The organism is Pseudooceanicola sp. LIPI14-2-Ac024, assembly GCF_042188925.1.
Lineage (GTDB): Bacteria > Pseudomonadota > Alphaproteobacteria > Rhodobacterales > Rhodobacteraceae > Pseudooceanicola.
This window is the reverse complement of sequence record NZ_CP170102.1, coordinates 2,967,170-2,988,840: the sequence shown is the minus strand read 5'-3', so window position 1 is coordinate 2,988,840 and position 21,671 is coordinate 2,967,170. Positions and strand designations below refer to the sequence as shown.

Annotated in this window: 25 protein-coding genes; 14 read left to right on the top strand and 11 right to left on the bottom strand. The window is 68.5% G+C overall.

The window, feature by feature from the left end; genetic code table 11:
- Nucleotides 1-19: 19 nt before the first annotated feature.
- Nucleotides 20-469, bottom strand: coding sequence for a hypothetical protein (locus ACE2AC_RS14695; RefSeq protein ID WP_375688184.1), 450 nt, complete (start codon nt 467-469; stop codon nt 20-22).
- A 242-nt stretch (nt 470-711) separates the two neighbouring features.
- Between ACE2AC_RS14695 and rsfS the strand changes: the two genes are divergently transcribed.
- The 5 genes from rsfS to ACE2AC_RS14670 all read left to right on the top strand — a co-directional run bounded on the left by rsfS (nt 712) and on the right by ACE2AC_RS14670 (nt 5,738).
- Entirely contained in the window at nt 712-1,071 is a 360-nt protein-coding gene (gene rsfS / locus ACE2AC_RS14690; RefSeq protein WP_375688183.1) for a ribosome silencing factor, read from the top strand.
- Between the two features lie 16 nt (nt 1,072-1,087).
- Nucleotides 1,088-1,558 carry a 23S rRNA (pseudouridine(1915)-N(3))-methyltransferase RlmH gene (gene rlmH / locus ACE2AC_RS14685; RefSeq protein WP_375688182.1) on the top strand — a complete coding sequence of 157 codons (471 nt, stop codon included), beginning with the start codon at nt 1,088-1,090 and terminating at the stop codon, nt 1,556-1,558.
- Between the two features lie 120 nt (nt 1,559-1,678).
- Nucleotides 1,679-3,196, top strand: a complete 1,518-nt coding sequence (gene gpmI / locus ACE2AC_RS14680) for a 2,3-bisphosphoglycerate-independent phosphoglycerate mutase (RefSeq protein ID WP_375688181.1) — start codon at nt 1,679-1,681, stop codon at nt 3,194-3,196.
- A 31-nt stretch (nt 3,197-3,227) separates the two neighbouring features.
- Nucleotides 3,228-4,397 (top strand): murein hydrolase activator EnvC family protein, encoded by a 1,170-nt coding sequence (locus ACE2AC_RS14675; RefSeq protein WP_375688180.1) that lies wholly within the window; start codon nt 3,228-3,230, stop codon nt 4,395-4,397.
- A gap of 3 nt (nt 4,398-4,400) precedes the next feature.
- The gene (locus tag ACE2AC_RS14670; RefSeq protein WP_375688179.1) at nt 4,401-5,738 is read left to right on the top strand and encodes a S41 family peptidase; all 1,338 of its coding nucleotides are present in this window, start codon (nt 4,401-4,403) and stop codon (nt 5,736-5,738) included.
- A 54-nt stretch (nt 5,739-5,792) separates the two neighbouring features.
- Here ACE2AC_RS14670 and ACE2AC_RS14665 read toward each other — a convergent pair whose 3' ends face one another.
- The 5 genes from ACE2AC_RS14665 to sfsA all read right to left on the bottom strand — a co-directional run bounded on the left by ACE2AC_RS14665 (nt 5,793) and on the right by sfsA (nt 10,552).
- Nucleotides 5,793-6,743, bottom strand: a complete 951-nt coding sequence (locus tag ACE2AC_RS14665; RefSeq protein WP_375688178.1) for an FUSC family protein — start codon at nt 6,741-6,743, stop codon at nt 5,793-5,795.
- An 82-nt stretch (nt 6,744-6,825) separates the two neighbouring features.
- The gene (locus ACE2AC_RS14660; protein ID WP_375688177.1) at nt 6,826-7,911 is read right to left on the bottom strand and encodes a transporter substrate-binding domain-containing protein; all 1,086 of its coding nucleotides are present in this window, start codon (nt 7,909-7,911) and stop codon (nt 6,826-6,828) included.
- A gap of 116 nt (nt 7,912-8,027) precedes the next feature.
- Complete coding sequence (locus ACE2AC_RS14655; RefSeq protein WP_375688176.1) at nt 8,028-8,780, bottom strand: SDR family oxidoreductase; 753 nt, start codon at nt 8,778-8,780, stop codon at nt 8,028-8,030.
- A 107-nt stretch (nt 8,781-8,887) separates the two neighbouring features.
- Entirely contained in the window at nt 8,888-9,682 is a 795-nt protein-coding gene (gene map / locus ACE2AC_RS14650; protein WP_375688175.1) for a type I methionyl aminopeptidase, read from the bottom strand.
- A 150-nt stretch (nt 9,683-9,832) separates the two neighbouring features.
- Complete coding sequence (gene sfsA, locus ACE2AC_RS14645; RefSeq protein WP_375688174.1) at nt 9,833-10,552, bottom strand: DNA/RNA nuclease SfsA; 720 nt, start codon at nt 10,550-10,552, stop codon at nt 9,833-9,835.
- Between the two features lie 46 nt (nt 10,553-10,598).
- Here sfsA and ACE2AC_RS14640 point away from each other — a divergent pair, with 46 nt between their 5' ends.
- Genes ACE2AC_RS14640 through ACE2AC_RS14625 form a run of 4 tightly spaced genes read left to right on the top strand, consistent with a single transcriptional unit; the run spans nt 10,599 to nt 13,579 of the window.
- A complete protein-coding gene (locus ACE2AC_RS14640) occupies nt 10,599-11,321 on the top strand; it encodes a competence/damage-inducible protein A (protein WP_375688172.1) in 723 nt (240 codons plus the stop codon).
- On the top strand, nt 11,318-12,040 hold the full coding sequence (locus tag ACE2AC_RS14635) for a GNAT family N-acetyltransferase (protein ID WP_375688171.1): 723 nt from the start codon (nt 11,318-11,320) through the stop codon (nt 12,038-12,040). Before ACE2AC_RS14640 ends, ACE2AC_RS14635 begins: the two co-directional genes overlap by 4 nt.
- Before the next feature lie 13 nt (nt 12,041-12,053).
- Nucleotides 12,054-12,629: a peroxidase-related enzyme gene (locus ACE2AC_RS14630; RefSeq protein WP_375688170.1), complete on the top strand. Its 576-nt coding sequence runs from the start codon at nt 12,054-12,056 to the stop codon at nt 12,627-12,629.
- A gap of 2 nt (nt 12,630-12,631) precedes the next feature.
- Nucleotides 12,632-13,579: an OmpA family protein gene (locus ACE2AC_RS14625; RefSeq protein WP_375688169.1), complete on the top strand. Its 948-nt coding sequence runs from the start codon at nt 12,632-12,634 to the stop codon at nt 13,577-13,579.
- A gap of 6 nt (nt 13,580-13,585) precedes the next feature.
- Here ACE2AC_RS14625 and ACE2AC_RS14620 read toward each other — a convergent pair whose 3' ends face one another.
- The 3 genes from ACE2AC_RS14620 to ACE2AC_RS14610 form a co-directional block, all read right to left on the bottom strand.
- Nucleotides 13,586-15,061 carry an NAD-dependent succinate-semialdehyde dehydrogenase gene (locus tag ACE2AC_RS14620; protein ID WP_375688168.1) on the bottom strand — a complete coding sequence of 492 codons (1,476 nt, stop codon included), beginning with the start codon at nt 15,059-15,061 and terminating at the stop codon, nt 13,586-13,588.
- 83 nt (nt 15,062-15,144) lie between these two features.
- On the bottom strand, nt 15,145-16,152 hold the full coding sequence (locus ACE2AC_RS14615) for a P1 family peptidase (RefSeq protein WP_375688167.1): 1,008 nt from the start codon (nt 16,150-16,152) through the stop codon (nt 15,145-15,147).
- Nucleotides 16,153-16,154: 2 nt separating this feature from the next.
- Nucleotides 16,155-16,517 (bottom strand): cupin domain-containing protein, encoded by a 363-nt coding sequence (locus ACE2AC_RS14610; RefSeq protein WP_375688166.1) that lies wholly within the window; start codon nt 16,515-16,517, stop codon nt 16,155-16,157.
- Nucleotides 16,518-16,711: 194 nt separating this feature from the next.
- On the opposite strand from ACE2AC_RS14610, the gene ACE2AC_RS14605 reads away from it, so the two are divergent.
- Nucleotides 16,712-17,920 carry an aminopeptidase P family protein gene (locus ACE2AC_RS14605; RefSeq protein ID WP_375688165.1) on the top strand — a complete coding sequence of 403 codons (1,209 nt, stop codon included), beginning with the start codon at nt 16,712-16,714 and terminating at the stop codon, nt 17,918-17,920.
- 24 nt (nt 17,921-17,944) lie between these two features.
- Here ACE2AC_RS14605 and ACE2AC_RS14600 read toward each other — a convergent pair whose 3' ends face one another.
- Nucleotides 17,945-18,280, bottom strand: coding sequence for a cupin domain-containing protein (locus ACE2AC_RS14600; RefSeq protein WP_375688164.1), 336 nt, complete (start codon nt 18,278-18,280; stop codon nt 17,945-17,947).
- 159 nt (nt 18,281-18,439) lie between these two features.
- Here ACE2AC_RS14600 and ACE2AC_RS14595 point away from each other — a divergent pair, with 159 nt between their 5' ends.
- Genes ACE2AC_RS14595 through ACE2AC_RS14580 form a run of 4 tightly spaced genes read left to right on the top strand, consistent with a single transcriptional unit; the run spans nt 18,440 to nt 20,269 of the window.
- Complete coding sequence (locus ACE2AC_RS14595) at nt 18,440-18,742, top strand: hypothetical protein (RefSeq protein ID WP_375688163.1); 303 nt, start codon at nt 18,440-18,442, stop codon at nt 18,740-18,742.
- Nucleotides 18,743-18,746: 4 nt separating this feature from the next.
- Nucleotides 18,747-19,013 (top strand): hypothetical protein, encoded by a 267-nt coding sequence (locus tag ACE2AC_RS14590; RefSeq protein WP_375688162.1) that lies wholly within the window; start codon nt 18,747-18,749, stop codon nt 19,011-19,013.
- Between the two features lie 10 nt (nt 19,014-19,023).
- Entirely contained in the window at nt 19,024-19,644 is a 621-nt protein-coding gene (locus ACE2AC_RS14585) for a DUF1523 family protein (RefSeq protein ID WP_375688161.1), read from the top strand.
- 13 nt (nt 19,645-19,657) lie between these two features.
- Nucleotides 19,658-20,269 (top strand): class I SAM-dependent methyltransferase, encoded by a 612-nt coding sequence (locus ACE2AC_RS14580; RefSeq protein ID WP_375688160.1) that lies wholly within the window; start codon nt 19,658-19,660, stop codon nt 20,267-20,269.
- Nucleotides 20,270-20,288: 19 nt separating this feature from the next.
- Here the strand turns inward: ACE2AC_RS14580 and ACE2AC_RS14575 are convergent, their stop codons facing one another.
- Nucleotides 20,289-21,668 carry an aspartate aminotransferase family protein gene (locus tag ACE2AC_RS14575; protein ID WP_375688159.1) on the bottom strand — a complete coding sequence of 460 codons (1,380 nt, stop codon included), beginning with the start codon at nt 21,666-21,668 and terminating at the stop codon, nt 20,289-20,291.
- Nucleotides 21,669-21,671 lie beyond the last annotated feature (3 nt).

The window sequence follows — 21,671 nt, the reverse complement described above, 5'->3', positions numbered from 1 at the left end:
CCCCCCGGGGCCGGTGCCGTCAGCCGACCACCGTCGCCTCGGCATGCAGCCGTTCGACATAGACATGCTGATCGGCATTCAGGTCGAGCCAGCGCAGCGCCTCGGCCACCTCGTGCAGGGCGACCATTTCCAGCCCGTCGGTCAGCACGGCAAAGGAATGGAACACCCGCGCCATGGCAAAGCCGAAGCTGTCCGGCAGCGCGCAGATCGAAACCCGCATGTCCATCTTGAGATGCCGGATCTGGTGCGCGATCTCGGACACCAGCCAGTGCATGTCCGATGTCGACATGTCGGACCCGGTGAATTCCGTCACGTCGATCAGCAGGCGGTCGATGTTCAGGAACACGCCCTCGCGGCCCATCCGGCGCAGCGCCTGGGCGTTTTCCGCCCGCGACACATGGCCGGCGATGCGCACCAGCAGCAGGGATTCTTCGGGAATGTGCAAATACGAGATCGTCACGACACTCATCCACCCAATGCGGTAGCGCGCCACTTGCATCATTGACCTTTCCGCTACGTCGGGCAAGCGGCATTCCGCCAAGGTGCAACGGGTGGTGCCAAGATGCAGCGGGTTCATTGAATTCGCGGCATTTCGTTGTTACCTTTAGGCCATGCCCGGCACCGGGGCGGATGGCGGTGTGCAACCTAGGAGGACAATGACCTGTCTTTCGACCTCGATGCGGCCACGGCCGCTGAAAGGGGGTCACTCTGATGCCCCCGCAAGCCGCGACGAGCGAAGCGCTCCTCGCGCAGATCCTGAACTCCCTCGACGACGACAAGGCCGAAGATATCGTGCAGATCGACCTGCGCGGCAAATCGGCCATCGGCGACTACATGGTCATATGCTCCGGCCGCTCTTCGCGGCAGGTGGCGGCGATCTCGGAGAAGCTGGTGGAGCGGCTCAAGGCCACCTTCGGCATCTCGGCCAAGATCGAGGGCAAGGAAACCGGTGACTGGGTGCTGATCGACACGGGCGACGTGATCGTCCACGTCTTCCGCCCGGAAGTGCGCGAGTTCTACCAGCTCGAAAAGATGTGGTTGCCCGCCGAGGCCGCCGCGTCCCGCGCCTGATCCCAGCCCGCGCCCGATGCGCGTGCACATCTGCGCTGTCGGCCGCCTGCGGGCGGGCCCGGAACTTGCGCTGATCGAAGACTACCTCAGCCGGTTCGACCGCACCGGCCGTGCCCTCGGGCTCGGCCCTGTCGAGCTGCGCGAGGTCGAGGACCGCAAGGGCGGCGGCATGGCCGCCGAGGCCGCGCTGCTGGACAAGGCGATCCCCGACCGCGCCGTGGTCATCGCGCTGGACGAGCGGGGGCGCGTGATGTCATCCCCCGATTTCGCAGACGTGCTGGCCCGACACCGCGACGACGGCGCGCAGGATCTTGCGCTGCTGATCGGCGGGGCCGACGGGCTGGCGCCCGCGCTGCGCGACCGCGCCGACCTCAAGCTCAGCTTCGGCAAGATGGTCTGGCCGCACATGCTGGCCCGCGTGATGCTGTCGGAGCAGCTTTACCGCGCAGCCACGATCCTGGCCGGGTCGCCCTATCACCGCGTCTGATGCCTGCGGATCGGGAGATATCCGGCACCGCCGCGCCACGGTGCGCGAATCCCCCCGGGCCAAGGTGGACATTCGCCCTTGGGGGCGCGTAGGAAGTCTGCGGGTAGGCAAGAGGCAGTCATGGCAACACCGAAACCGGTCGTCCTGTGCATTCTCGACGGATGGGGCATCAGCGAGACCACCGCGGGCAATGCCCCCGCTCTGGCCGCGACGCCCACCTTCGACCGGATCATGGCCACCTGCCCGCACGCCACCCTGATCACCCATGGCCCCGATGTCGGGCTGCCGACCGGCCAGATGGGCAATTCCGAGGTCGGGCACACCAACATCGGCGCGGGCCGGGTGGTGGCGATGGACCTGGGCCAGATCGACCTGTCGATCGAGGACGGGTCGTTCTTTCAGAACATCCCCCTGCTGGAGTTCATCCAGCGCCTGAAATCGAGCGGCGGCACCGCGCACCTGCTGGGCCTCGCCTCGGACGGGGGGGTGCACGGGCACACCAACCATATCCTCGCCGCCTGCCGGGCGATCGCCGGGGCGGGCGTGCCGGTGGTGCTGCACGCGATCACCGACGGGCGCGACGTGGCGCCGAAATCGGCCTACGGCTACATCTCGGACCTGGAGGAAGGCCTGCCCGAGGGCGCCCGGATCGGGACGTTGGGCGGGCGGTACTACGCGCTCGACCGCGACAACCGGTGGGAGCGCGTGTCCGAGGCCTATGCCGCGATCGTCCGGGGCGAGGGGCAGCGCTCGACCTCGGCCCACGACGCAGTGACGCATGGCTACGAGGCGGGCGAGACCGACGAATTCATCACGCCGACGGTGCTGGGCGACTATGCAGGGGTGAAGGACGGCGACGGCGTCTTCTGCCTGAACTTCCGCGCCGACCGCGCGCGCGAGCTGCTGGCCGCGATCGGGCAGCCGGATTTCGACGGCTTCTTCACCGGCGAACGGCCGAAGCTGGCGGCGCTGCTGGGGATGGTGGAATATTCAGCCGCGCACAATCGCTACATGACCACCTGCTTTCCCAAGCAGGAGATCGTGAACACCCTGGGCGAATGGGTGGCCAAGCAGGGAAAGCGGCAGTTCCGGCTGGCCGAGACCGAGAAATATCCGCACGTGACCTTCTTCCTGAACGGGGGGCAGGAGGTGCCGGAGGACGGCGAGGACCGGTTCATGCCGAAATCGCCCAAGGTCGCGACCTATGACCTGCAGCCCGAGATGTCGTCGGTCGAGGTGACGGACCGCTTCGTGGCGGCGATCGAGGATGGCTATGACCTGATCGTGACGAACTATGCCAACCCCGACATGGTGGGCCACACCGGCGACCTGCAGGCGGCGATGGCGGCCTGCGAGGCGGTAGACCGGGGGCTGGCGCGGGTCATCGTGGCGCTGGAGAAGGTCGGCGGCGCGATGATCGTGACGGCGGACCACGGCAACTGCGAGGTGATGATCGACCCCGACACCGGCGGGCCGCACACGGCGCACACGACGAACCTGGTGCCGGTGGCGCTGGTGAACGGGCCGGCGGGGGCCGGGCTGCACGACGGGCGGCTGGCGGATCTCGCGCCGACGATCCTGCAGCTGATGGACCTGCCGAAACCGGCCGAGATGACGGGGACCAGCCTGATTGAGTGACCGCGTCGCACCAGTGGAACGCGCCCGTCCGATGGCGGGGTGGCGGTGGTCGGAGGCCCTGCGGCGCGGCGCGCTCGTGCTGGCGACGGGCGGCTGGCTGCTGGCGCCGGTGAGCGCCCCGGCGGCGACCGATCCCGGCGCGGCGGCGCGCGCGGCGGCACGGCAGCTCGAGGCGGCGGCGCGGGACCTGGATGCGGCCGAAAGCGCGTCGAACCGCGTAAAGGCGCTGACCGCGACCCTGCGCGCCTACGAGGCCGGGCTGGCCGCGATGCGCGAGGGCCTGCGCCACGTCACCATCCGCGAGGCGGAGCTGTCCGCCGATCTCGGCGCGCGGGAAGAGGAGATCGCCCAGCTTCTGGGCGTGCTGCAGACCATGTCGCGCAACCCGTCGCCGGTGATGCTGCTGCATCCCGAGGGGCCGATCGGCACCGCGCGGTCGGGCATGATCCTGGCCGACGTGACCCCCGCGCTCGAGGCGCGCGCGGCCGAGCTGCGCGCGACGCTGGACGAGGTGCGGACGCTGCGGGTGCTGCAGCAGGCCGCCGTCGCACAGCTGCAGGACGGACTGAACGGCGTGCAGGAGGCCCGCGCCCGGCTGAGCGAGGCGGTCGCCGACCGCACCAACCTGCCCCGTCGCTTTACCGAGGACCCGGTCAAGACCGGGCTGCTGATCGCCTCGACCGAGACGCTGGACAGCTTTGCCGAGGGGCTGAGCGGGATCGCGGTGGACGAGGTCGCCGGATCGCTTCCCGACATTTCCGACCGCAAGGGCAGCCTGCCGCTGCCGGTCGAAGGCCGCGTGCTGCGCCGCGCGGGCGAGGCGGACGCCGCCGGCGTCACCCGTCCGGGCATGGTGCTGGCGACCCGTCCGCAGGCGCTGGTGACCACGCCGACGGCGGCCACGATCCGCTATCGCGGGCCGCTTCTCGACTACGGAAACGTGATGATCCTTGAGCCGCAGGCCGGAACTTTGTTCGTGCTGGCCGGGCTGGACGTGGTCTATGGTGCCGCCGGTCAGGTCTTGCCGGCCGGCTCTCCCGTAGGCCTCATGGGCGGCCAGGTGCCGTCAGCCGAAGCCATCGTGGACCAGGTCGGCGAGGGCGGCGGCAGCGAGAGAACCGAGACGCTTTATATCGAGGTCAGGCAGGGGAATGAGCCCCAGAACCCGGAAACGTGGTTCCAATCGACGAAGGAAGGTTAAGGTATGAAACGCTTCTTCATCGCTGCAGCCGGCGGGATCGCGACGGGGGTGCTGGTCAGCACCCAGGTCGCCGCGCCGCTGCTGGCGCAGGAAACATCGAAACCCGCGAGCGTTTATGAGCAGCTGGACCTGTTCGGCGACATCTTCGAGCGGATTCGCCAGCAATACGTCGAGGAAGTCGACGAGGGCGACCTGATCGAAGCTGCCATCGACGGCATGCTCACCTCGCTCGACCCGCATTCGAGCTATCTCAGCCCGGATGACGCCGAAGCGATGCGGGTGCAGACCCGCGGCGAATTCGGCGGGCTGGGGATCGAGGTCACGCAGGAAGAGGGCTTCGTCAAGGTCGTGTCCCCGATGGACGGCACCCCCGCGGCCGAGGCCGGCGTCGAGGCGGGCGATTTCATCACCCATGTCGATGGCGAGAGCCTGCTGGGCCTGACGCTGGACGATGCGGTCGAGATGATGCGCGGGCCGGTCGGATCCGAGATCGTTGTGACCGTGGTGCGCGAAGGCGAGCCGGAGCCGTTCGACATCTCGATCATCCGCGACACGATCAAGCTGACCGCCGTGCGCGCGCGCACCGTGGGCGACACGGTGGTGCTGCGGGTCACGACCTTCAACGACCAGACCTATCCCAACCTCTCGCAGAGCCTGAGCGAAGAGATCGAGAAGGCCGGCGGCCTGCAGAACATCAACGGCGTCGTGCTCGACCTGCGCAACAACCCCGGCGGGCTGCTGACGCAGGCGATCAAGGTGTCGGATGCCTTCCTCGACAAGGGCGAGGTGGTGTCGACCCGTGGGCGCAACCCCGAGGACGGCGAACGCTACAACGCCACCCCGGGCGATCTGATCGAGGGCAAGCCGATGGTCGTGCTGATCAACGGCGGCTCGGCCTCGGCGTCGGAAATCGTGTCGGGTGCGCTGCAGGATCACCGCCGCGCCATCGTGGTCGGCACGAAATCCTTCGGCAAGGGCTCGGTCCAGACGGTCATGCCGCTGCGGGGCGACGGCGCGATGCGCCTGACCACCGCGCGTTACTACACGCCGTCGGGACGCTCGATCCAGTCGCTGGGCATCTCGCCCGACATCGTGGTGGCACAGCCCTCGCGTAAACCCGAGGGCGCCGAGGAAGAAGAAACCAGCAGCATCTCGCGCCGCACCCGCTCCGAGGCCGACCTGCGCGGCCACCTGTCGAACGACTCGCTCTCCGAGGACGAGATCCGGCAGATCGAGGAAGAGCAGGAGAAGGCCGAACAGGCCGCCAAGCTGCGCGAAGAGGACTACCAGCTGGCCTATGCCATCGACATCCTCAAGGGCTACATGGCGCTGAAACCCTGATATGGGGGACGCGCAAACGAACAGGAAAGGCCCCCGCATTGCCGGGGGCCTTTTTCATTGCGGCGCGCCGGGATCGTCCGCGCGGTTCCGCGTGCCGAAATAGGACAGCGCCACGTAGAGGCCCGAGGCGACCAGCACCGTCAGCACGCCCAGCACCTCGGCCAGCAGGCGGGTTTCGGCGGCGCCGACCTCTCCCGGACGGGTCAGCATGAAGACGACCGCGCCGGTCATCAGCGCGCGGCTGAGGATCGGCCAGACGGCAAGGTAGCGCAGGCCGAAGACGACGCAGGCCAGGATGGCCGCGATCCTGAGCAGCGGAAGGTCGAGGTACTGGCCGATCAGCGACGCCGCGAAGATGCCGATCACCGCGCCCGCGATGCGCTGCATGGCGATGACCGGGTGGTGCGTGTTGGCCGCCATCGCGACCTGGAGGAAGACGAAGGGGATCCAGTAGCCGTGGTCCAGCAGCGCCGATTGCGCCGCCGCGATGGACAGCAGGAAGCCGGTGCCGAAGGCGACGACCGCGGTCGCGTCGTTCGCCGTTGTCGTCGTTGCCGGGGTGCGGCGGAAGCTTTCGAGCCCGACCGCGATCGCGACGCCGGCGCCGCAGATGCCGCCGACGACATTGGCGACCAGGCCCCAGCCGCTGATCATGGCGACCGGCGCCATGGCGAGGAATATCCAGCCGAACGCGGCCTGCCCCAAGGCCGCCGCGGCCCCGATGTGGCGGCCCGCCACGACCAGCGCGACAAAGGCCAGCGCGATCACGTAGATCGCCCAGCCCTCGGGCAGCGGCAGGATCGGCATGAGCAGGTAGGCCGCGACAGAGATCACCGGGGCTGCAAGGGCCCAGCGACGGTCAGCGCCGAGACAGGCCAGCAACCCGGCGATGAACCCGATCAGCGCCAGCGCGGGATTGCCGCCGACCAGCAGCGCAAAGACGAGCGCGGGCACGGCGCCCGCGCCGATGATGCCGATCAGCTTCCATGGCAACACGCCCTTCATCCGGTCCCCCGTGTCTCGGGCCAGGCCCCTGCCCCAAGGTTGGCCGCGGCGGGCGCTCCTGTCCAGACCGGCGTTTGGGCGGTCAGTCGAGCGTGCCGAGGTAGCGGCCGAGCGCGGCGTCCCATCCGGCGGTGTTGCGCACGTCGAGCAGGGCGCGGTCGATGACCTCGCCGTAGGGCGAATCCTCGGGCAGGACGAGGCCGTAGTTCTGCCGCTCGAACTGGTAGGGCAGGACGACGAGCTTGCGGTAGGTGCCCTTGGACTGGCCGCGCCGGATCTCGTACCGCAGGACCGGGTTGTCGGTGACCACGGCGTCGACCTCGCCCGCGTCGAGCGCATCGAGCATCTCTGGGATGGTCGGGTAGGTGCGGTAGGCGATGGCCTGGGCGTCGAGGTAGGCGCTGGCGGTCGAGGCCGCCTTGACCGCCACGGTCACGTCGGTGAGGTCGGAGGGGCCGGCGATGTCGGACCGGAGCCGTTCGAGCGTGAAGGTGCTGGCGAGGATCGCGGTGAAGCTGGCGATGAAGACGGTCGTGACCACGGCGAGGAAGGCGGTGATGGCGCGGCCGGCGAGTGTCTGGAACTCGAAATAGTCGAACGGCCCGCTGGTGACCGACAGGAGGCCGAGCAGGAAGCCCTCGAACATGCGCCCCAGGCGCGTCTTGCGGGTGTAGAGCGTCGGGTTGGTGCGGCTTTCGAGCAGGTAGTAGACGGCGCCGACCACGGTGGCGAGGAGGACGACGATCGCCAGCCAGAACAGCACCTCGCCGTCCGAGAAGAGGTTGAGCAGGGTCGAGAAGAAGCCCGCCTCGCGCACGGCGATGGCGAGGTGCGTTTCGTAGAAGGAGTGCGAGAAATCGACCACTTCTTCGCGCGCCCGGGTGATCGACACGCAGGAGGCGCCGACGTCGATGGTGCCGTCCTCGGCCGATTGGAGCAGGGTGGCGAGGGGTTGTTCGACGAGGGTGTAGTCGGCCCCGATGCGGCGGGCGATCTCGTCCCAGAGGAAGAGGCTCAGCCCCGCGGGCTGGCCGGCGTCGTCGGTCATCGCGAAGGGCGGACAGTCGAAGGTGGCGACGGTGAGGGTCCGGTCCTGCGCGACCGGGACGGACGGCAGGGCCAGGGCGATCAGGAAAACCAGCGCTTTCAGGGCGTTCAGCAGGGGCATCGCGGTCCGGGCCGTGGGATCAGGCCCCCAGTCTAACCGCATTTCCGTCGCAACCGCACATCGCGTCCGGCAGGTTCCGGGCGAGCGTTGCCGTTGCGCCCGCCCGGCCCGGTGCCTCAGGTCTTGCAGATGGAGTTGCCGCCGTCCGCCAGCATCGCGCTGCCGGTGACGAAGCGGCTGTCGTCGGACAGCAGGAAAAGCGCGACGGCCGCGATCTCCTCTGGGGCGGCCATCCGCTTGAGCGCGTGCAGCCCGGCGGCCCAGTCGTGGAAGGCGGGATCGTCGCCCGCCATCTCGGTCCGCGTGCCGCCGGGGAGGAGGGCGTTGGCGCGGATGCCCTGGGCGCCGAGTTCGACGGCCAGCACCTGCACCAGCCCGACGATGCCCGCCTTGGACGCGGCATAGGCGCCCATCCCGGGCAGGCCGATGGTGTAGCCGACGAAGGAGCCGGTGAAGACCATCGCGCCGCCGCCACGACGGGTCAGGGCGGGGGCCTGGGCATGGGCGGCGTGGTAGGCGGCGGTGAGGTTGGTCGCGATCACCTCGTCCCAGGCGGCGCGGGTGGTCTGCGACAGGGGCGCGGCGTCGCCGGTGGTGCCGGCGTTGTTGAATGCGCCGTCGAGCCCGCCGAACCGATCTTCGGCGAGGGTGACGAGCGCGGCGGCATAGTCCGGGTCACGGACATCGCCGGCAAGGTGCGCGGCCGCCCCGCCCGCGCCCGCGATCCGGTCGGACAGCGCGGCAAGCCGGTCGTCGCGCCGGGCCCCCAGCACGAGGTTGGCGCCCTCGGCGGCGCAGGCCAGCGCGGCGGCGGCGCCGATGCCCGACGAGGCGCCGGTGATGATGATGGTCTTGTCGTTCAACCGCATGGGAACCTCCTGTCCGGGTTGCGGGGACAGGTGGCCCGGACGCGGCATGCGAACCAATCCGGAAGCTGCGCAAAGCGCCGGGTGCGGCCCGCGCGGGGCCGGGCCGGTCAGTCGCGCGCGTAGGTCGGGTGGAAGAGGCCCGCGGGCGAAAGGGTGAAGATCTCGCACCCGTCCGCGGTGACGCCGACGGAATGTTCGTACTGCGCCGACAGCGACTTGTCGCGGGTCACGGCGGTCCAGTCGTCGGCCAGCACCTTGGTTTCCGGGCGGCCGAGGTTCACCATCGGCTCGATGGTGAAGAACATGCCTTCTTCCAGCACCGGTCCGGTGCCGGGACGGCCGTAGTGCAGCACGTTCGGCGGCGCATGGAACACCCGGCCGAGGCCGTGGCCGCAGAAGTCGCGGACCACCGACATGCGATGCGCCTCGACAAAGCTCTGGATGGCGTGGCCGATGTCGCCGAAGGTGTTGCCCGGCTTCACCGCCTCGATCCCCTTCATCAGGGAATCGTGGGTCACCTCGAGCAGGCGCTCGGCCTTGCGGGGCAGCTTGCCCGCTACGTACATCCGGCTGGTGTCGCCGTACCAGCCATCGACAATGACGGTCACGTCGATGTTCAGGACGTCGCCTTCCTTCAGCTTCTTGTCGCCGGGAATGCCGTGGCAGACCACGTGGTTCACCGAGATGCAGGAGGCGTGCTTGTAGCCCTTGTAGCCGATCGTGGCCGAGGTTGCGCCGGCCTCGTTCACCCAGGTTTCGATCAGGTGATCGATCTCGCCGGTGGTCTGGCCGGGAAAGACGTGTTCGGCGATCCGGTCGAGGATCTCGGCCGCCAGTCGGCCCGCGGCGTGCATGCCTGCAAAGTCCGCATCCTGGTAGATGCGGATCCCGTCCTTCGTCATGCGTCCGCGGTGTTCCTTGTCCAAAGAAAGTCGTCCTGTGGCTGTGCCGGAAATGTGATCGGAACAAAAATAGCGATAGAAGCGGGGGATTTCCAGTGAGGTAGGGCCATTTGCCACGGGATCGTGAAACCGCGATGACAATCCGCCGCCTCAACCGGCAGTGGCATCCATCACGAAGGGCAGGGATTTGCCGGGCCGCACCTCCTCGGGGGTGATCCGGCAGTCGAGCGTCATGACCTCGACCCCCGCGGCCAGCGCGGCCGTGAGGCCCGCCGCGTAGGCCGGGTCGATGTCGGCCGCCACGGTGACACGGGCGCTGTCGGTGCGCTGCACGAGGTAGAGCAGCACCGCGCGATGCCCCTGCCCCGCCATGCGCGACAATTCGCCGAGGTGCTTGAGCCCGCGGGCGGTGACGCTGTCGGGAAACTCTGCCAGCCCCGGCCGGCGCGACAGGGTGACCGCCTTCACCTCGACATAGGCGTCGGGCAGGCCGTCGCCGGTCAGCAGGAAATCGACGCGGCTGTTTTCGCCGTACTTCACCTCGGGGCGGACGGTGGCGTACCCGTCGAAACCGGGCACCGCGTGGGCCAGGAACGCCTCGCGCAGGGCGCGGTTCGGGACCGAGGTGTCCACGCCCGTGAAATGACCGTCTTCATGGTCGACGAGGCGCCAGCCGTATTTCAGTTTCTTCTTCGGATCGTCGTTCGGTTCGACCCAGATCCTCATCCCCGGCTCGGCCAGCCCCATCATCGACCCGGGGTTGGCGCAATGCGCCGTGACCTCGGTGCCGTCCTCGAGCCGGATGTCGGCGAGGAAGCGCTTGTAGCGGCGGATCAGCCGGGCGGGGACGAGGGGGGTTTGAAAGCGCATGACCGCCGCCTATACCGTTCCACAGGCGCACTCAAGGAGACCCGGAATGCCCAATCCCTCCGCCGCGATGCTGGTGATCGGAGACGAGATCCTCTCGGGCCGCACCCGCGATGCCAACATGCACCACCTCGCGCAGGAGCTGACGAAGCACGGCGTCGACCTGAAGGAGGTGCGCATCGTCAGCGACGAGGAAGAGGCCATCGTGACCGCCGTGCGCGCGCTGTCCGACGCCCACGACGAGGTCTTCACCTCGGGCGGGATCGGCCCGACGCACGACAACATCACTGCCGACAGCGTGGCCAAGGCGTTCGGCCTGCACATCGACGTGCGCGACGATGCCCGCGACCTGTTGGTCAGGCACTGGGAGGGCCGCGGGGTCGAGATCACCGAGGGCCGGCTGCGCATGGCCCGCATCCCCGACGGCGCGACCCTGATCGCCAACCCGGTGTCGATCGCGCCCGGCTTCACCGTGAAGAACGTGCATGTGATGGCCGGCGTGCCCGCCGTGTTCGAGGCGATGGTGGCGAGCATCCTGCCGACGATCACCGGGGGCGAGCCGCTGATGAGCCAGTCGCTGCGCATCGAGCGCGGCGAGGGCGAGATCGCCGGGCCGCTGAGGGCGCTGGCCGCTGAATATCCCGATCTTTCCATCGGGTCCTACCCGTTCCAGCACAACGGCGTCTTTGGCGCCAATGTCGTGATTCGAGGGTCTGACGGGGGCCAGATCGACGCGGCGATGACGAAACTTGCGGACCTATTCCCGGCATGACTGATATTCAAAGACTTTTCGCGGCGCTCGAGGCCACGTGGCCCGCCGCCGCCACTTCCGCCTGCGGGCCGTTCACGATCCGCGACGGCGCGGGCGGGGGCAAGCGCGTGTCTGCCGCCACGGCCAACGGCCCGGCGACCGAGGCCGAGGTGGTGGCCGCCGAAGCGGCGATGTCCGCGCTCGGCCAGACCCCGCTGTTCCAGATCCGGCCCGGCGACGAGGCGCTGGACGCGCTGCTGGACGGGATGGGCTACACGGTGGTCGATCCGACCCGCCTGATGGCCGCGCCGATCGACGTGGTCGCGGATGCCGACAAGGGCGGGAAGGACGTCAAGACGATCCACGGCTGGGGACCGCTCGCCTTCATGGTCGAGATGTGGCGCGACGGAGGGATCGGACCCGAGCGTATTGCCGTCATGGAACGCGCGTCCGAGCCCAAGACCGGCCTGCTGGGCCGGATGGTGAACACCCCCGGCGGCACCGCCTTTGTCTCGCTCGACGGCGAGGTGGCGATGATCCACGCGCTCGAGGTGCGCCAGACCAGCCGCCGCGGCGGCATGGGCCGGGTGGCGACCATCGACGCGGCGATGTGGGCGCGGGACCAGGGCGCCACGACATTTGCGCTGGCCTGCACCGAGGCCAACACGGCCGCGAACGCGCTTTATGCCGGGCTCGGCATGCAGGATATGGGCGGCTACCACTACCGCCAGAAATCGTAAGGAGGAGATATTGATGACCCACAAGGACAATGGTGTGACGGCGCTGGACCTGCCGATGGTCGACCCGCTGCCGGAGCGGACGCAGAAGTTCTTTGACATCTGCCAGGACAAGCTGGGCCTGGTGCCGAACGTGTTGAAATCCTACGCCTTCGACATCGACAAGCTGAACGCCTTCTCGGCGTTCTACAACGACCTGATGCTGGGCGACAGCGGGCTGACCAAGCTCGAGCGCGAGATGATCGCGGTCGCCGTGTCGTCGATCAACCGCTGCTTCTACTGCCTGACCGCCCACGGGGCCGCCGTGCGCGAGCTGTCGGGCGATCCCAAGCTGGGCGAGCACCTCGTGATGAACTGGCGGACCGCCCCGGTGACCGCGCCGCAGCGCGCGATGCTGGAATTCGCCGCCAAGATGACGACCGAGAGCCACGCGATCGGCGAAGAGGATCGCCAGGCGCTGCGCGACCACGGCTTTACCGACCGCGACATCTGGGACATCGCCAACGTGGCGGGGTTCTACAACATGTCGAACCGCGTCGCCTCGGCCACGGACATGCGGCCGAACGACGAGTACCACGCATCGTTCCGCTGAAGATGCGGCGCAGGCTCCTGCCCCTGCTGCTGGGATCGGCCCTCGCCGGTCCCCTCGCGGCGCAGGGGCTGGAGCTGTCGCTGCCCGCTGCCGCGGTCAGCACCGCGCAGGAAGACAGCGCGCCCGACACCTTTGCCCTGCCGATCGGCCCCTATGCCGACGGGGAACTGCCGGTGATCGCGACCGAGGGCCGGGTGCTGCGGCAGGCCTGGCGGATCCCGTCGCAGGGGCTGACCACCCAGCAATTGATGGCGCCCCTGAAGGAGCAGGCGCTGGCGGCCGGGTTCCAGCCGATCCTCGACTGCGAGGCGCAGGGCTGCGGCGGTTTCGATTTCCGGCATGCCGCCGAGGTGCTCGAAGCGCCGGCGATGCACGTGGACCTCTTCGACTACCGGGTGTTCACCGCGGGCCGGGGCGATGGCGACGAGGCCGCGCACCTCATGCTGCTGGTCAGCCGCAGCTCGGCCGCGGGCTATGTCCAGCTGGTGCTGATCACCCCCGACGACACGCCCGGCCTGAGCCTGTTGCCCGCACCGGCGGCGCCCGCGGACGCCCCCGGCGCGGCCGACGCGACACCGCTGGCCCAGGCGCTTGAGCGGCAGGGCCACGTGGTGCTGCCCGACCTCGATTTCGGCACCGGATCGTCCGAGCTGACCGACCTCGGCTATGCCTCGCTTGCGGAACTGGCCCGCTACCTGCGCGACAATCCCGACCGGCGCGTCGCCCTTGTCGGTCATACGGATACGGAGGGTGCGCTTGACGGCAACATCGCGCTGTCGCGCCTGCGCGCGCAGTCGGTGATGACACGCCTTGTGGAAAAGCACGGCGTCGCGCAGGGGCAGCTCGACGCCGAGGGGATGGGCTATCTCGCGCCCATCGACAGCAACCTGACCCCGGAGGGGCGCGAGCGGAACCGCCGGGTCGAGGCGGTTCTGCTCAATGGTCCGTGACCGGTCTCAGACCGACATGCAGACGTATTTCATCTCGAGGTAGTCCTCGATCCCGTGATGGCTGCCCTCGCGGCCAAGGCCGGATTGCTTGACGCCACCGAACGGCGCGACCTCGGTCGAGATGATGCCGGTGTTCACGCCGACGATGCCATACTCCAGCGCCTCGGCGACCTTGTACACGCGGCTCAGGTCCTTGGCGTAGAAGTAGGAGGCCAGACCGAAGATCGTGTCGTTGGCCATGGCGATCACGTCATCGACCTCGTCGAACTTGAAGAGCGGGGCGAGCGGGCCGAAGGTCTCGTCCTTGGAGACCAGCATGTCCTGCGTCACGTTCGTCACGATGGTCGGCGGGCAGAAGGTCGAGCTGTCGTCGCCCAGGTCGCCGCCATAGAACACCAGAGCGCCCTTCGACGTCGCGTCGGCGATGTGTTCCTTGACCTTCTCCTTGGCGTCGAGGTTGATCAGCGGCCCGAGGTCGGTGCCGGCTTCGAGCCCGTCGCCCACCTTCAACTCGGAGACCCGCTTCTTCAGCTTCTCGGCGAAGGCGTCGTAGACCCCGGCCTGCACGTAGATCCGGTTGGCGCAGACGCAGGTCTGGCCGTTGTTGCGGAACTTGCACATGATCGCGCCCTCGACCGCCGCGTCGATGTCGGCGTCGTCGAAGACGATGAAGGGTGCGTTGCCGCCCAGCTCCATCGAGCATTTCATCACCTGGTCGGCGGCCTGGCGCAGCAGGATGCGGCCCACCTCGGTCGAGCCGGTGAAGGTCAGCTTGCGCACCTTGCCGTTCTCGCAGAACTCCTTGCCGACCTCGGAGGAGGACGACGAGGGCAGGATCGAAAACACGCCCTTGGGGATGCCCGCGCGTTCCGCCAGCACACCCATCACGAGCGCCGAGAGCGGGGTTTCCGACGCCGGGCGCCCGACAAAGGCGCAGCCCGCGGCGAGCGCCGGGGCGGCCTTGCGGGTGATCATCGCATTCGGGAAGTTCCACGGCGTGATCGAGGCGGCGACGCCGATCGGCTGCTTCAGCACCAGGATGCGCTTGTCGCGCTGGTGGCCGGGGATCGTCTCGCCGTAGATGCGCTTGGCCTCTTCGGCGAAGAACTCGATGAAGGACGCGCCATAGGCGATCTCGCCCTTGGCCTCGGCCAGCGGCTTGCCCTGTTCGGCGGTCAGGATGGTGCCCAGGTCGTCCTGGTTCTCCATCATCAGGTCGAACCACTTGCGCAGGACGGCGGCGCGTTCCTTGCCGGTCCAGCTGGCCCAGTCCTTCTGCGCCTCGTAGGCCGCGTCGATCGCCTTGGCGATCTGCGCGCGGCTCAGGTTCGCGACCTTGGCGATGACATCGCCACGGGCGGGGTTCACAACGTCGAAGGTACCGTTCTCACCTTCGACCCATTCGCCGGCAAGGTACGCGGCCTCGACCAGGAGCGAGGGGTCCTTCAACAGCGATTTCAGATCGGTCGTGCTGTCCAGCATGGCAGCTCCTCCTGCAAAATGACGTGCACAGGCAGACCACCTAGCGCGGCGTTTGTCCAGCGCCAGCCGGGGACCGCCCCGGATCAGGCCGCGCCGAACCGCGCCGACCAGGCCGGGAAGACATCGCCCGGCTCGGACCGGGCATGGAAGACGCCGCGCGCGATGGCGCGGGCCATGCAGGTGGCCGCGGCGTGGCCCAGGATCAGCGGATCGGCGCGGGGATCGTCGATCGGGCGGGTGCCGGTGGCGGCGGCAAAGATCAGGTCGCCGTCATGCGGCGTGTGCGCGGGCACCAGCGCGCGGGCGAATCCGTCATGCGCCGCGGTTGCCAGGCGGGTGCATTGAGCCTGGGTCAGGTCAGCGTCGGTGGCGACGATGCCAATGGTGGTGTTGCGCCGGGCGTTGGCTTTGGTGATGGGCCAGTGCGGATCCGGCCAGTCGGTTGCCGCGCCGAAGCCGCCGAACTCATCGCCCAGTTCGAAGGGCGCGGCCCAGAAGTTGCGCGCGTCCCCCACCGTCGCAGTGCCAAGCGCGTTGACCGCCACAAGCGCCGCCACCGTATGGCCCGAGGGCAGCACGACCGAGGCCGAGCCGAGCCCACCCTTGAGCCCCGCCGTGTTGGCGCCGGTGCCCGCGCCTTCGGTGCCGAGCGCGAAATCCTCGCCCGCGGCGTCGAAGGCCGCGCGGCCAAGCGCGGCATAGGGGTTCTCGGTCCAGTTCTTGTCACCCGCGCCCGCCAGGTCGAAGAGGATCGCGGCCGGCACGATCGGCACGACATGCGGCCCCGCATGGTAGCCGCGCCCGGCGGCCCTGAGCCGGTCCATCACGCCCGATGCGGCGTCCAGCCCGAAGGCCGAGCCGCCCGAAAGCACGAGGGCATCGACCTGTTCGACCGTCTTGTCGGGGGCCAGCAGGTCGGTTTCCCGCGTGCCCGGTGCCCCGCCCATGACGTGGACGCCCGCGGTGAACCGCGCCTCTGAGGTCAGGACGGTGGTCCCGGTGCGGATGGTCCGGTCGGCGGCGTTGCCGACCAGAAGGCCCGGCACGTCGGTGATCAGGTTGCGCGGCCCGGGGGCCAGTCGTGTCGTCATGCTCAGATCCGGGGTTTCTTGGCGGCGGTGGCGGGGTCGCCGGTGTTGGGCTCTCCCTTCGATTCGATCAGCAGGACCTTCGCCTCTTGCGTGGCGCGCGGCCGGTGCTCCATCCCCTTCGGCACCACGCAGAGGTCACCGGGGCGCAGGGTCACGCTGTCGCCGTCCTCGCCGTCGAGGATGACCTCGCCCTCGAGCACGAGGAAGAAGTCGTCGGTGTCGGCATGGTGGTGGAAGGGGAATTCCCCCTGGAATTTCACCACCATCACGTCGTTGCCGTTGTAGTCGGCCACCACGTGCGGGTCCCAGTGGCTGTCGAACATCGCCAGCTTCTCTGCCAGCGTCACCTTCGTCAGACCGCCCATGTGCGCCTCCGTACTGATCCTGCGGCACGCTAGGCGGGGCGACGGGCAATGAAAAGACCCGGGCCCCGCAAATGCGCGATGGACAGGAGGCGCGCCCGTGCTAAGCATCGCCACAGGCCCCGCGCGATGGCGTCGCGCCGATCCGGGCCCCTGCACCTGTCCTGTACGCCGGGACCTCTTGCACGGAGGTCGCGATGACCGAACGCCCCAGTTTCACCCGCATGCACAACGGCGAAAAGGCGCCCCTGCCCTTTGCCGAACTGGAATACGAAACCCGCCTGCGCGGGTTGCGCCGCGCGATGGAGGAGGCCGGCGTCGGGGTCGCCGTGCTGACCTCGATGCACAACATCGCCTACTATTCGGGCTTTCTCTATTGCAGCTTCGGCCGACCCTACGCGCTCGTGGTGACCGAGGACGAAAGCGTCACGATCAGCGCCGGGATCGACGCGGGCCAGCCCTGGCGGCGCTGCCATGGCGACAACCTCACCTACACCGACTGGGCGCGCGACAACTTTGAACGTGCCATCGTGCATGTCGCGGGCACCGGGCAGGTCGTAGGGTACGAGGCCGATCACCTGACGCTGGCGCTGCGCGACCGGCTGGAGGATGCGCTGGAGCCCTTGGTGATGATGGACATCGCGCCCGCCACCATGCGGCAGCGGATGCGCAAATCCCCGGCCGAGATCGCGCTGATCCGCGAAGGGGCGCGGGTGGCCGATATCGGCGGCGCGGCGATCCGGGACGCGATCCGCGAAGGCGTGCGCGAGATCGACATCGCCATGGCCGGGCGCGACGCGATGGAGCTGTCGATCGCCGAGGCCTTTCCGGATGCCGAGTATCGCGACACCTGGGTCTGGTTCCAGTCCGGGCTGAACACCGACGGCGCGCACAACCCGGTCACCGCGCGGCGGCTGGACATGGGCGACATCCTGTCGCTGAACACCTTTCCGATGATCTCGGGCTATTACACCGCGCTTGAGCGCACGCTGTTCCTGGGCCAGCCCGACGATGCCTCGCTCGCCGTGTGGGAAGCGAATGTCGCGGCGCATGAATTCGGCATGTCGCTGCTGCGGCCCGGGGTGAGCTGCGCGCAGGTGACGGGCGAGATCAACGCTTTCTTGGCCGAGCGCGACATGCTGCAGTACCGCACCTTCGGCTACGGCCATTCCTTCGGGGTGCTGTCGCATTACTACGGCCGCGAGGCGGGGCTTGAGCTGCGCGAGGACATCGATACCGTGCTCGAGCCGGGGATGGTGATCTCGATGGAACCGATGCTGACCATCCCGGCGGGCCAGCCCGGCGCGGGCGGTTATCGGGAACATGACATCCTGATCGTCGGCGACGACGGGGCCGAGAACATCACCGGCTTTCCCTACGGCCCCGCGCACAACATCGTTGACTGAGGCGACGGGGCATCCGGCCCTGTGTCAGAGCCGGATGACGTAATCCTTGCGGGTGGTTTCGATCACCTGCCAGGTGCCCTTGAAGCCCGGCGGGATGACAAAGCTGTCGCCAGCGCGGGCCTCGAAGGACGTGCCGCCCTCTTCGGTGATGACCGAATGTCCGGCGAGGATACGGCAGTATTCCCATTCGTCGTAGCTGATCCGCCAGATGCCGGGGGTCGATTCCCAGATGCCGCAGTAGAGGCCGTCGCGCTCTTCGAGGTTCCAGGTGGTGAAGACCGGGTCGCCGTCGATCAGCTTGGCGGGATCCGGGCGCTCGACCTCGGGTGTGCCGGACGGGGTGACGGGGAGGATGGGCATGGACGGCTCCTTTTTGCCGGCCACGCTGCCGCAGTCCGCCGGGGCTGGCAAGATGCCCGTGTTGCGGGGTGCATTTGCGCCGCCGCCCGCCCATAGTCGGGGGATGGTAACGATTCCCGACAGGCGCCCCGTCCCCCGCGCCATGCCCCGAGGTGCCCGGTGAGCGCGCTGATCGCGGCCGCCGTGCCGCTCTTCTTCGCGCTGATGCTGCCGGCCTGGCTGGCCGGGCGCTGGCCCACGCTGTCGGGCGGGCGGCTTTGCGCGCTGGCGGTGGCGGGCGCGCTGGTCATCGATGCGATCTGGGTCCTGCTGATCGAGATGGGGGTGGGCCGCTGGCTGGCCGCGCTCGACCATGCCGATCCGCTGGGCTTCGCGCTGACCGTCTGGGCCGGGCTGCTGGCCGCGCCGGTGCTGGCGCTGGCCCGGTCGCTGTGGATCGTCTGGCAACGGCGGCAGGGCTGAGGCCATGTACGGCTTCGTCCCGATCCTGCTGGTGGGCTTTGCGCTGATGTCGCTGGTCTACGCGCTCGTCTCGGTCTGGTCGCGCCGGGTGCGGCGGCGCAAGCTGGAGGCCTGGTGGGAGGAGGAGGGCCGCCCCGGCGACCGCGACGCCTATGTGCGCGAAGGGCTGGAGGACTACGACACCGGCTTTCGTCGAAAACTGATCCTGCTGGTCTACATCGTGCCTCTGGTCGTCATCGGGGCGATCATCTATGCCGTGAACTATCATTGAGGGGGTCGCGATGCGCTACGTGAAGTGGACATTCTGGGGGTTGTTCTGGCTGCTGGTGCTGGGCTTCCTGCACTACACCCTGCCGCAGCACGACATCGCCCGGGTCACCGACACCTACGAGCGGCGGATCGACTTCGGCGACAACTCGATCTTCTGGGCCTCGCCCGACGTGGGCAGCGACGGGACCCTGTCGAACCGCGACGTGTTCTTCATCCAGACCGTGCGGCCGAACGGCAAGGTGATGGTCTATCGCAACGAGGACACCGGATGGGGCTGGCCGCCCTACTTCAAGTTCGACACCGCGAACCTGCAGGCCGAGGCGTCGGACCTGAAATCCACCGCCGAGAACCCGAAATGGGTGAAGATCACCCACTATGGCTGGCGGAACGAGTTCTTCTCGAGCTTCCCAAACGCCGTGGGGGTCAAGCAGGTGTCGGGCCCCGACGCCTCGACCGTGCCGTGGGTCAGCATCGTGATCCTGGTGATCCTGGCCGCCATCACCTGGGCGATCTGGGTGCGCTGGCGGCGGTTCCGGCAGCGCAGCATCGATCCGAAGCTCGAAGAGATGGGTGACGCGATCGACGACCAGCGGGTGAAGGTGTCGCGCTGGTGGAACAAGGACAAGGGCTGAGGCGGGTGCGCCGGTGAGCGAGGCGGCGGCCGAGGGCATCCTGTCGCTCTACCAGCGGCACGCGGCGGCCTTTGCGCGGCGTCGCAACCGGGACCTGATGGAACGCGGCTGGCTCGACGCCTTCCTTTCAGAAGTGCCCCAGGGGGCCGAGGTGCTGGACCTCGGCTGCGGCACCGGACAGCCGATGGCCGGATACATGGCGCAGGCGGGGTGCCGGGTCACCGGCGTCGACGGCGCCGCGGCAATGATCGAACGGGCGCAGGCGGCGCTGCCCGGCCAGCGCTGGATCGTCGCCGACATGCGGAGCCTGCCACCGCTCGGCCCCTTCGACGGGGTGATCGCCTGGCACAGCTTCTTTCACCTGACACCGGCGGCGCAGGAGGCAATGTTCCCCCGGTTTCGCGATCTCACGCGGCCGGGCGCACCGCTGATGTTCACCAGCGGAACCGGTCGGGGCATCGCCATGGGAGAGTTCGAGGGAGAGCCGCTCTATCACGGCAGCCTCGACACCGCCGAATACTGTACGCTTCTGGGGTCGAACGGGTTCGAGGTGCTGCGCCATGTCGTCGAGGATCGCGCCTGCGGCGGGGCGACGGTGTGGCTGGCGCGCCGGTCAGAGGCCTGACCGGCGCAGCGCAATCAGCTCAGCCGAAGACCCGCGTCAGGGCCACGTCGACGGCATCGGTGATCGCGTCGATGTCGGCCTCGGTCGCGATCAGCGCGGGGCTGAAGGTCAGCGTGTTGTTGTGGCCGGGGATCGAGCGGTTGGTGACACCGATGATGACCCGTTCGGCCGAGCATTCGGCGACGACCTTCTGGGCCAGCTTCTCGTCCACAGGCTCCTTGGTCGCGCGGTCCGCGACCAGCTCGGCCCCGCAGAACAGGCCCTTGCCGCGCACATCGCCGATCACGGCATGCTTTTCGGCCAGCTTGCGCAGGTTCCCCATCAGGCGGGCGCCCATCTTCTCGCAGTTCTCGAGCAGGCCCTCCTCCTCGATGATGCGCATGTTCTCAAGCGCCGCGGCCGGGCCGGCGGTGCAGCCACCGAAGGTCGAGATGTCGCGGAAGTAGTTCAGCGGGTCCGAGGCGTCATCCTTGAACATCTCGAACACCTTCTCGGTCGTGACGCAGCAGGCGATGGCCGCGTAGCCCGAGGCGACGCCCTTGGCCATGGTCACGAAGTCGGGTTCGATTCCGTAATGCTGGTAGCCGAACCATTTGCCCGTCCGGCCGATGCCGCAGACGACCTCGTCGATGTGCAGCAGGATGTCGTACTTGCGGCAGATCTCCTGCACCCGCTCCCAGTAGCCTTCGGGCGGGGTGATGACGCCGCCGCCGGCGGTGATGGGTTCAAGGCAGAGACCGCCGACGGTCTCGGGGCCCTCGCGCAGGATGACCTCTTCGATCGCGTCCGCGGCGCGGCGGCCGTAATCCTCGACATCCCACTGGGCACGGTATTCGAGGCAGTGCGGCACCGCGACGAAGCCCGGGGCGAAGGGGCCGTACTGGGCGTTCCGCTCGTCCTGGCCGCCACCCGAGAGGCAGGCGATGGTCGTGCCGTGGTAGTCGCGTTCGCGGTAGAGGATCTTGTACTTCTCGCCGCCGTAGCGCTTGTGCGCGATCTGGCGGATCATCTTGAACGCTTTCTCGTTCGCCTCGGAGCCGGAGTTGCAGTAGTAGACCCGGCTCATCCCCGGCATCTTCTCCAGCAGCTTCTCGGAAAAGAGCGCGCCGGGGATCGACCCGGCCGACCCCGCGAAATAGTTGAGCTTCACCAGCTGTTCGCGCACCGCGTCGGCAATGCTCTCGCGGCCATAGCCGACGTTGACCGTCCAGACCCCGCCCGAGACGGCGTCGAGGTATTCCGTGCCCTTCTGGTCCCAGACCCGCATGCCGCGGCCCTCGGTGATGATCCGGGGTTCGCCGGTCTCGAAGGGCTTGTGCTGGGTCAGGTGGTGCCAGACGTTTGCCCGGTCGGCCTCCACGATCTTGCTGATGTCGTTGTCCTGGAATTTGCCGTCCATGGC

Excerpts from the sequence above, each read along its gene's own strand:
- ACE2AC_RS14610 (WP_375688166.1), bottom strand. The coding sequence starts at position 16,517 with ATGGGCGGTCTGACGAAGGTGACGCTGGCAGAGAAGCTGGCGATGTTC.
- rlmH (WP_375688182.1), top strand. The coding sequence starts at position 1,088 with ATGCGCGTGCACATCTGCGCTGTCGGCCGCCTGCGGGCGGGCCCGGAA.
- ACE2AC_RS14675 (WP_375688180.1), top strand. The coding sequence starts at position 3,228 with ATGGCGGGGTGGCGGTGGTCGGAGGCCCTGCGGCGCGGCGCGCTCGTG.
- ACE2AC_RS14590 (WP_375688162.1), top strand. The coding sequence starts at position 18,747 with ATGTACGGCTTCGTCCCGATCCTGCTGGTGGGCTTTGCGCTGATGTCG.
- rsfS (WP_375688183.1), top strand. The coding sequence starts at position 712 with ATGCCCCCGCAAGCCGCGACGAGCGAAGCGCTCCTCGCGCAGATCCTG.
- ACE2AC_RS14640 (WP_375688172.1), top strand. The coding sequence starts at position 10,599 with ATGCCCAATCCCTCCGCCGCGATGCTGGTGATCGGAGACGAGATCCTC.
- ACE2AC_RS14575 (WP_375688159.1), bottom strand. The coding sequence starts at position 21,668 with ATGGACGGCAAATTCCAGGACAACGACATCAGCAAGATCGTGGAGGCC.
- ACE2AC_RS14615 (WP_375688167.1), bottom strand. The coding sequence starts at position 16,152 with ATGACGACACGACTGGCCCCCGGGCCGCGCAACCTGATCACCGACGTG.
- ACE2AC_RS14655 (WP_375688176.1), bottom strand. The coding sequence starts at position 8,780 with ATGCGGTTGAACGACAAGACCATCATCATCACCGGCGCCTCGTCGGGC.
- sfsA (WP_375688174.1), bottom strand. The coding sequence starts at position 10,552 with ATGCGCTTTCAAACCCCCCTCGTCCCCGCCCGGCTGATCCGCCGCTAC.
- ACE2AC_RS14600 (WP_375688164.1), bottom strand. The coding sequence starts at position 18,280 with ATGCCCATCCTCCCCGTCACCCCGTCCGGCACACCCGAGGTCGAGCGC.
- ACE2AC_RS14620 (WP_375688168.1), bottom strand. The coding sequence starts at position 15,061 with ATGCTGGACAGCACGACCGATCTGAAATCGCTGTTGAAGGACCCCTCG.
- ACE2AC_RS14635 (WP_375688171.1), top strand. The coding sequence starts at position 11,318 with ATGACTGATATTCAAAGACTTTTCGCGGCGCTCGAGGCCACGTGGCCC.
- ACE2AC_RS14605 (WP_375688165.1), top strand. The coding sequence starts at position 16,712 with ATGACCGAACGCCCCAGTTTCACCCGCATGCACAACGGCGAAAAGGCG.
- gpmI (WP_375688181.1), top strand. The coding sequence starts at position 1,679 with ATGGCAACACCGAAACCGGTCGTCCTGTGCATTCTCGACGGATGGGGC.
- ACE2AC_RS14585 (WP_375688161.1), top strand. The coding sequence starts at position 19,024 with ATGCGCTACGTGAAGTGGACATTCTGGGGGTTGTTCTGGCTGCTGGTG.
- map (WP_375688175.1), bottom strand. The coding sequence starts at position 9,682 with ATGACGAAGGACGGGATCCGCATCTACCAGGATGCGGACTTTGCAGGC.
- ACE2AC_RS14695 (WP_375688184.1), bottom strand. The coding sequence starts at position 469 with ATGAGTGTCGTGACGATCTCGTATTTGCACATTCCCGAAGAATCCCTG.
- ACE2AC_RS14630 (WP_375688170.1), top strand. The coding sequence starts at position 12,054 with ATGACCCACAAGGACAATGGTGTGACGGCGCTGGACCTGCCGATGGTC.
- ACE2AC_RS14660 (WP_375688177.1), bottom strand. The coding sequence starts at position 7,911 with ATGCCCCTGCTGAACGCCCTGAAAGCGCTGGTTTTCCTGATCGCCCTG.
- ACE2AC_RS14665 (WP_375688178.1), bottom strand. The coding sequence starts at position 6,743 with ATGAAGGGCGTGTTGCCATGGAAGCTGATCGGCATCATCGGCGCGGGC.
- ACE2AC_RS14670 (WP_375688179.1), top strand. The coding sequence starts at position 4,401 with ATGAAACGCTTCTTCATCGCTGCAGCCGGCGGGATCGCGACGGGGGTG.
- ACE2AC_RS14625 (WP_375688169.1), top strand. The coding sequence starts at position 12,632 with ATGCGGCGCAGGCTCCTGCCCCTGCTGCTGGGATCGGCCCTCGCCGGT.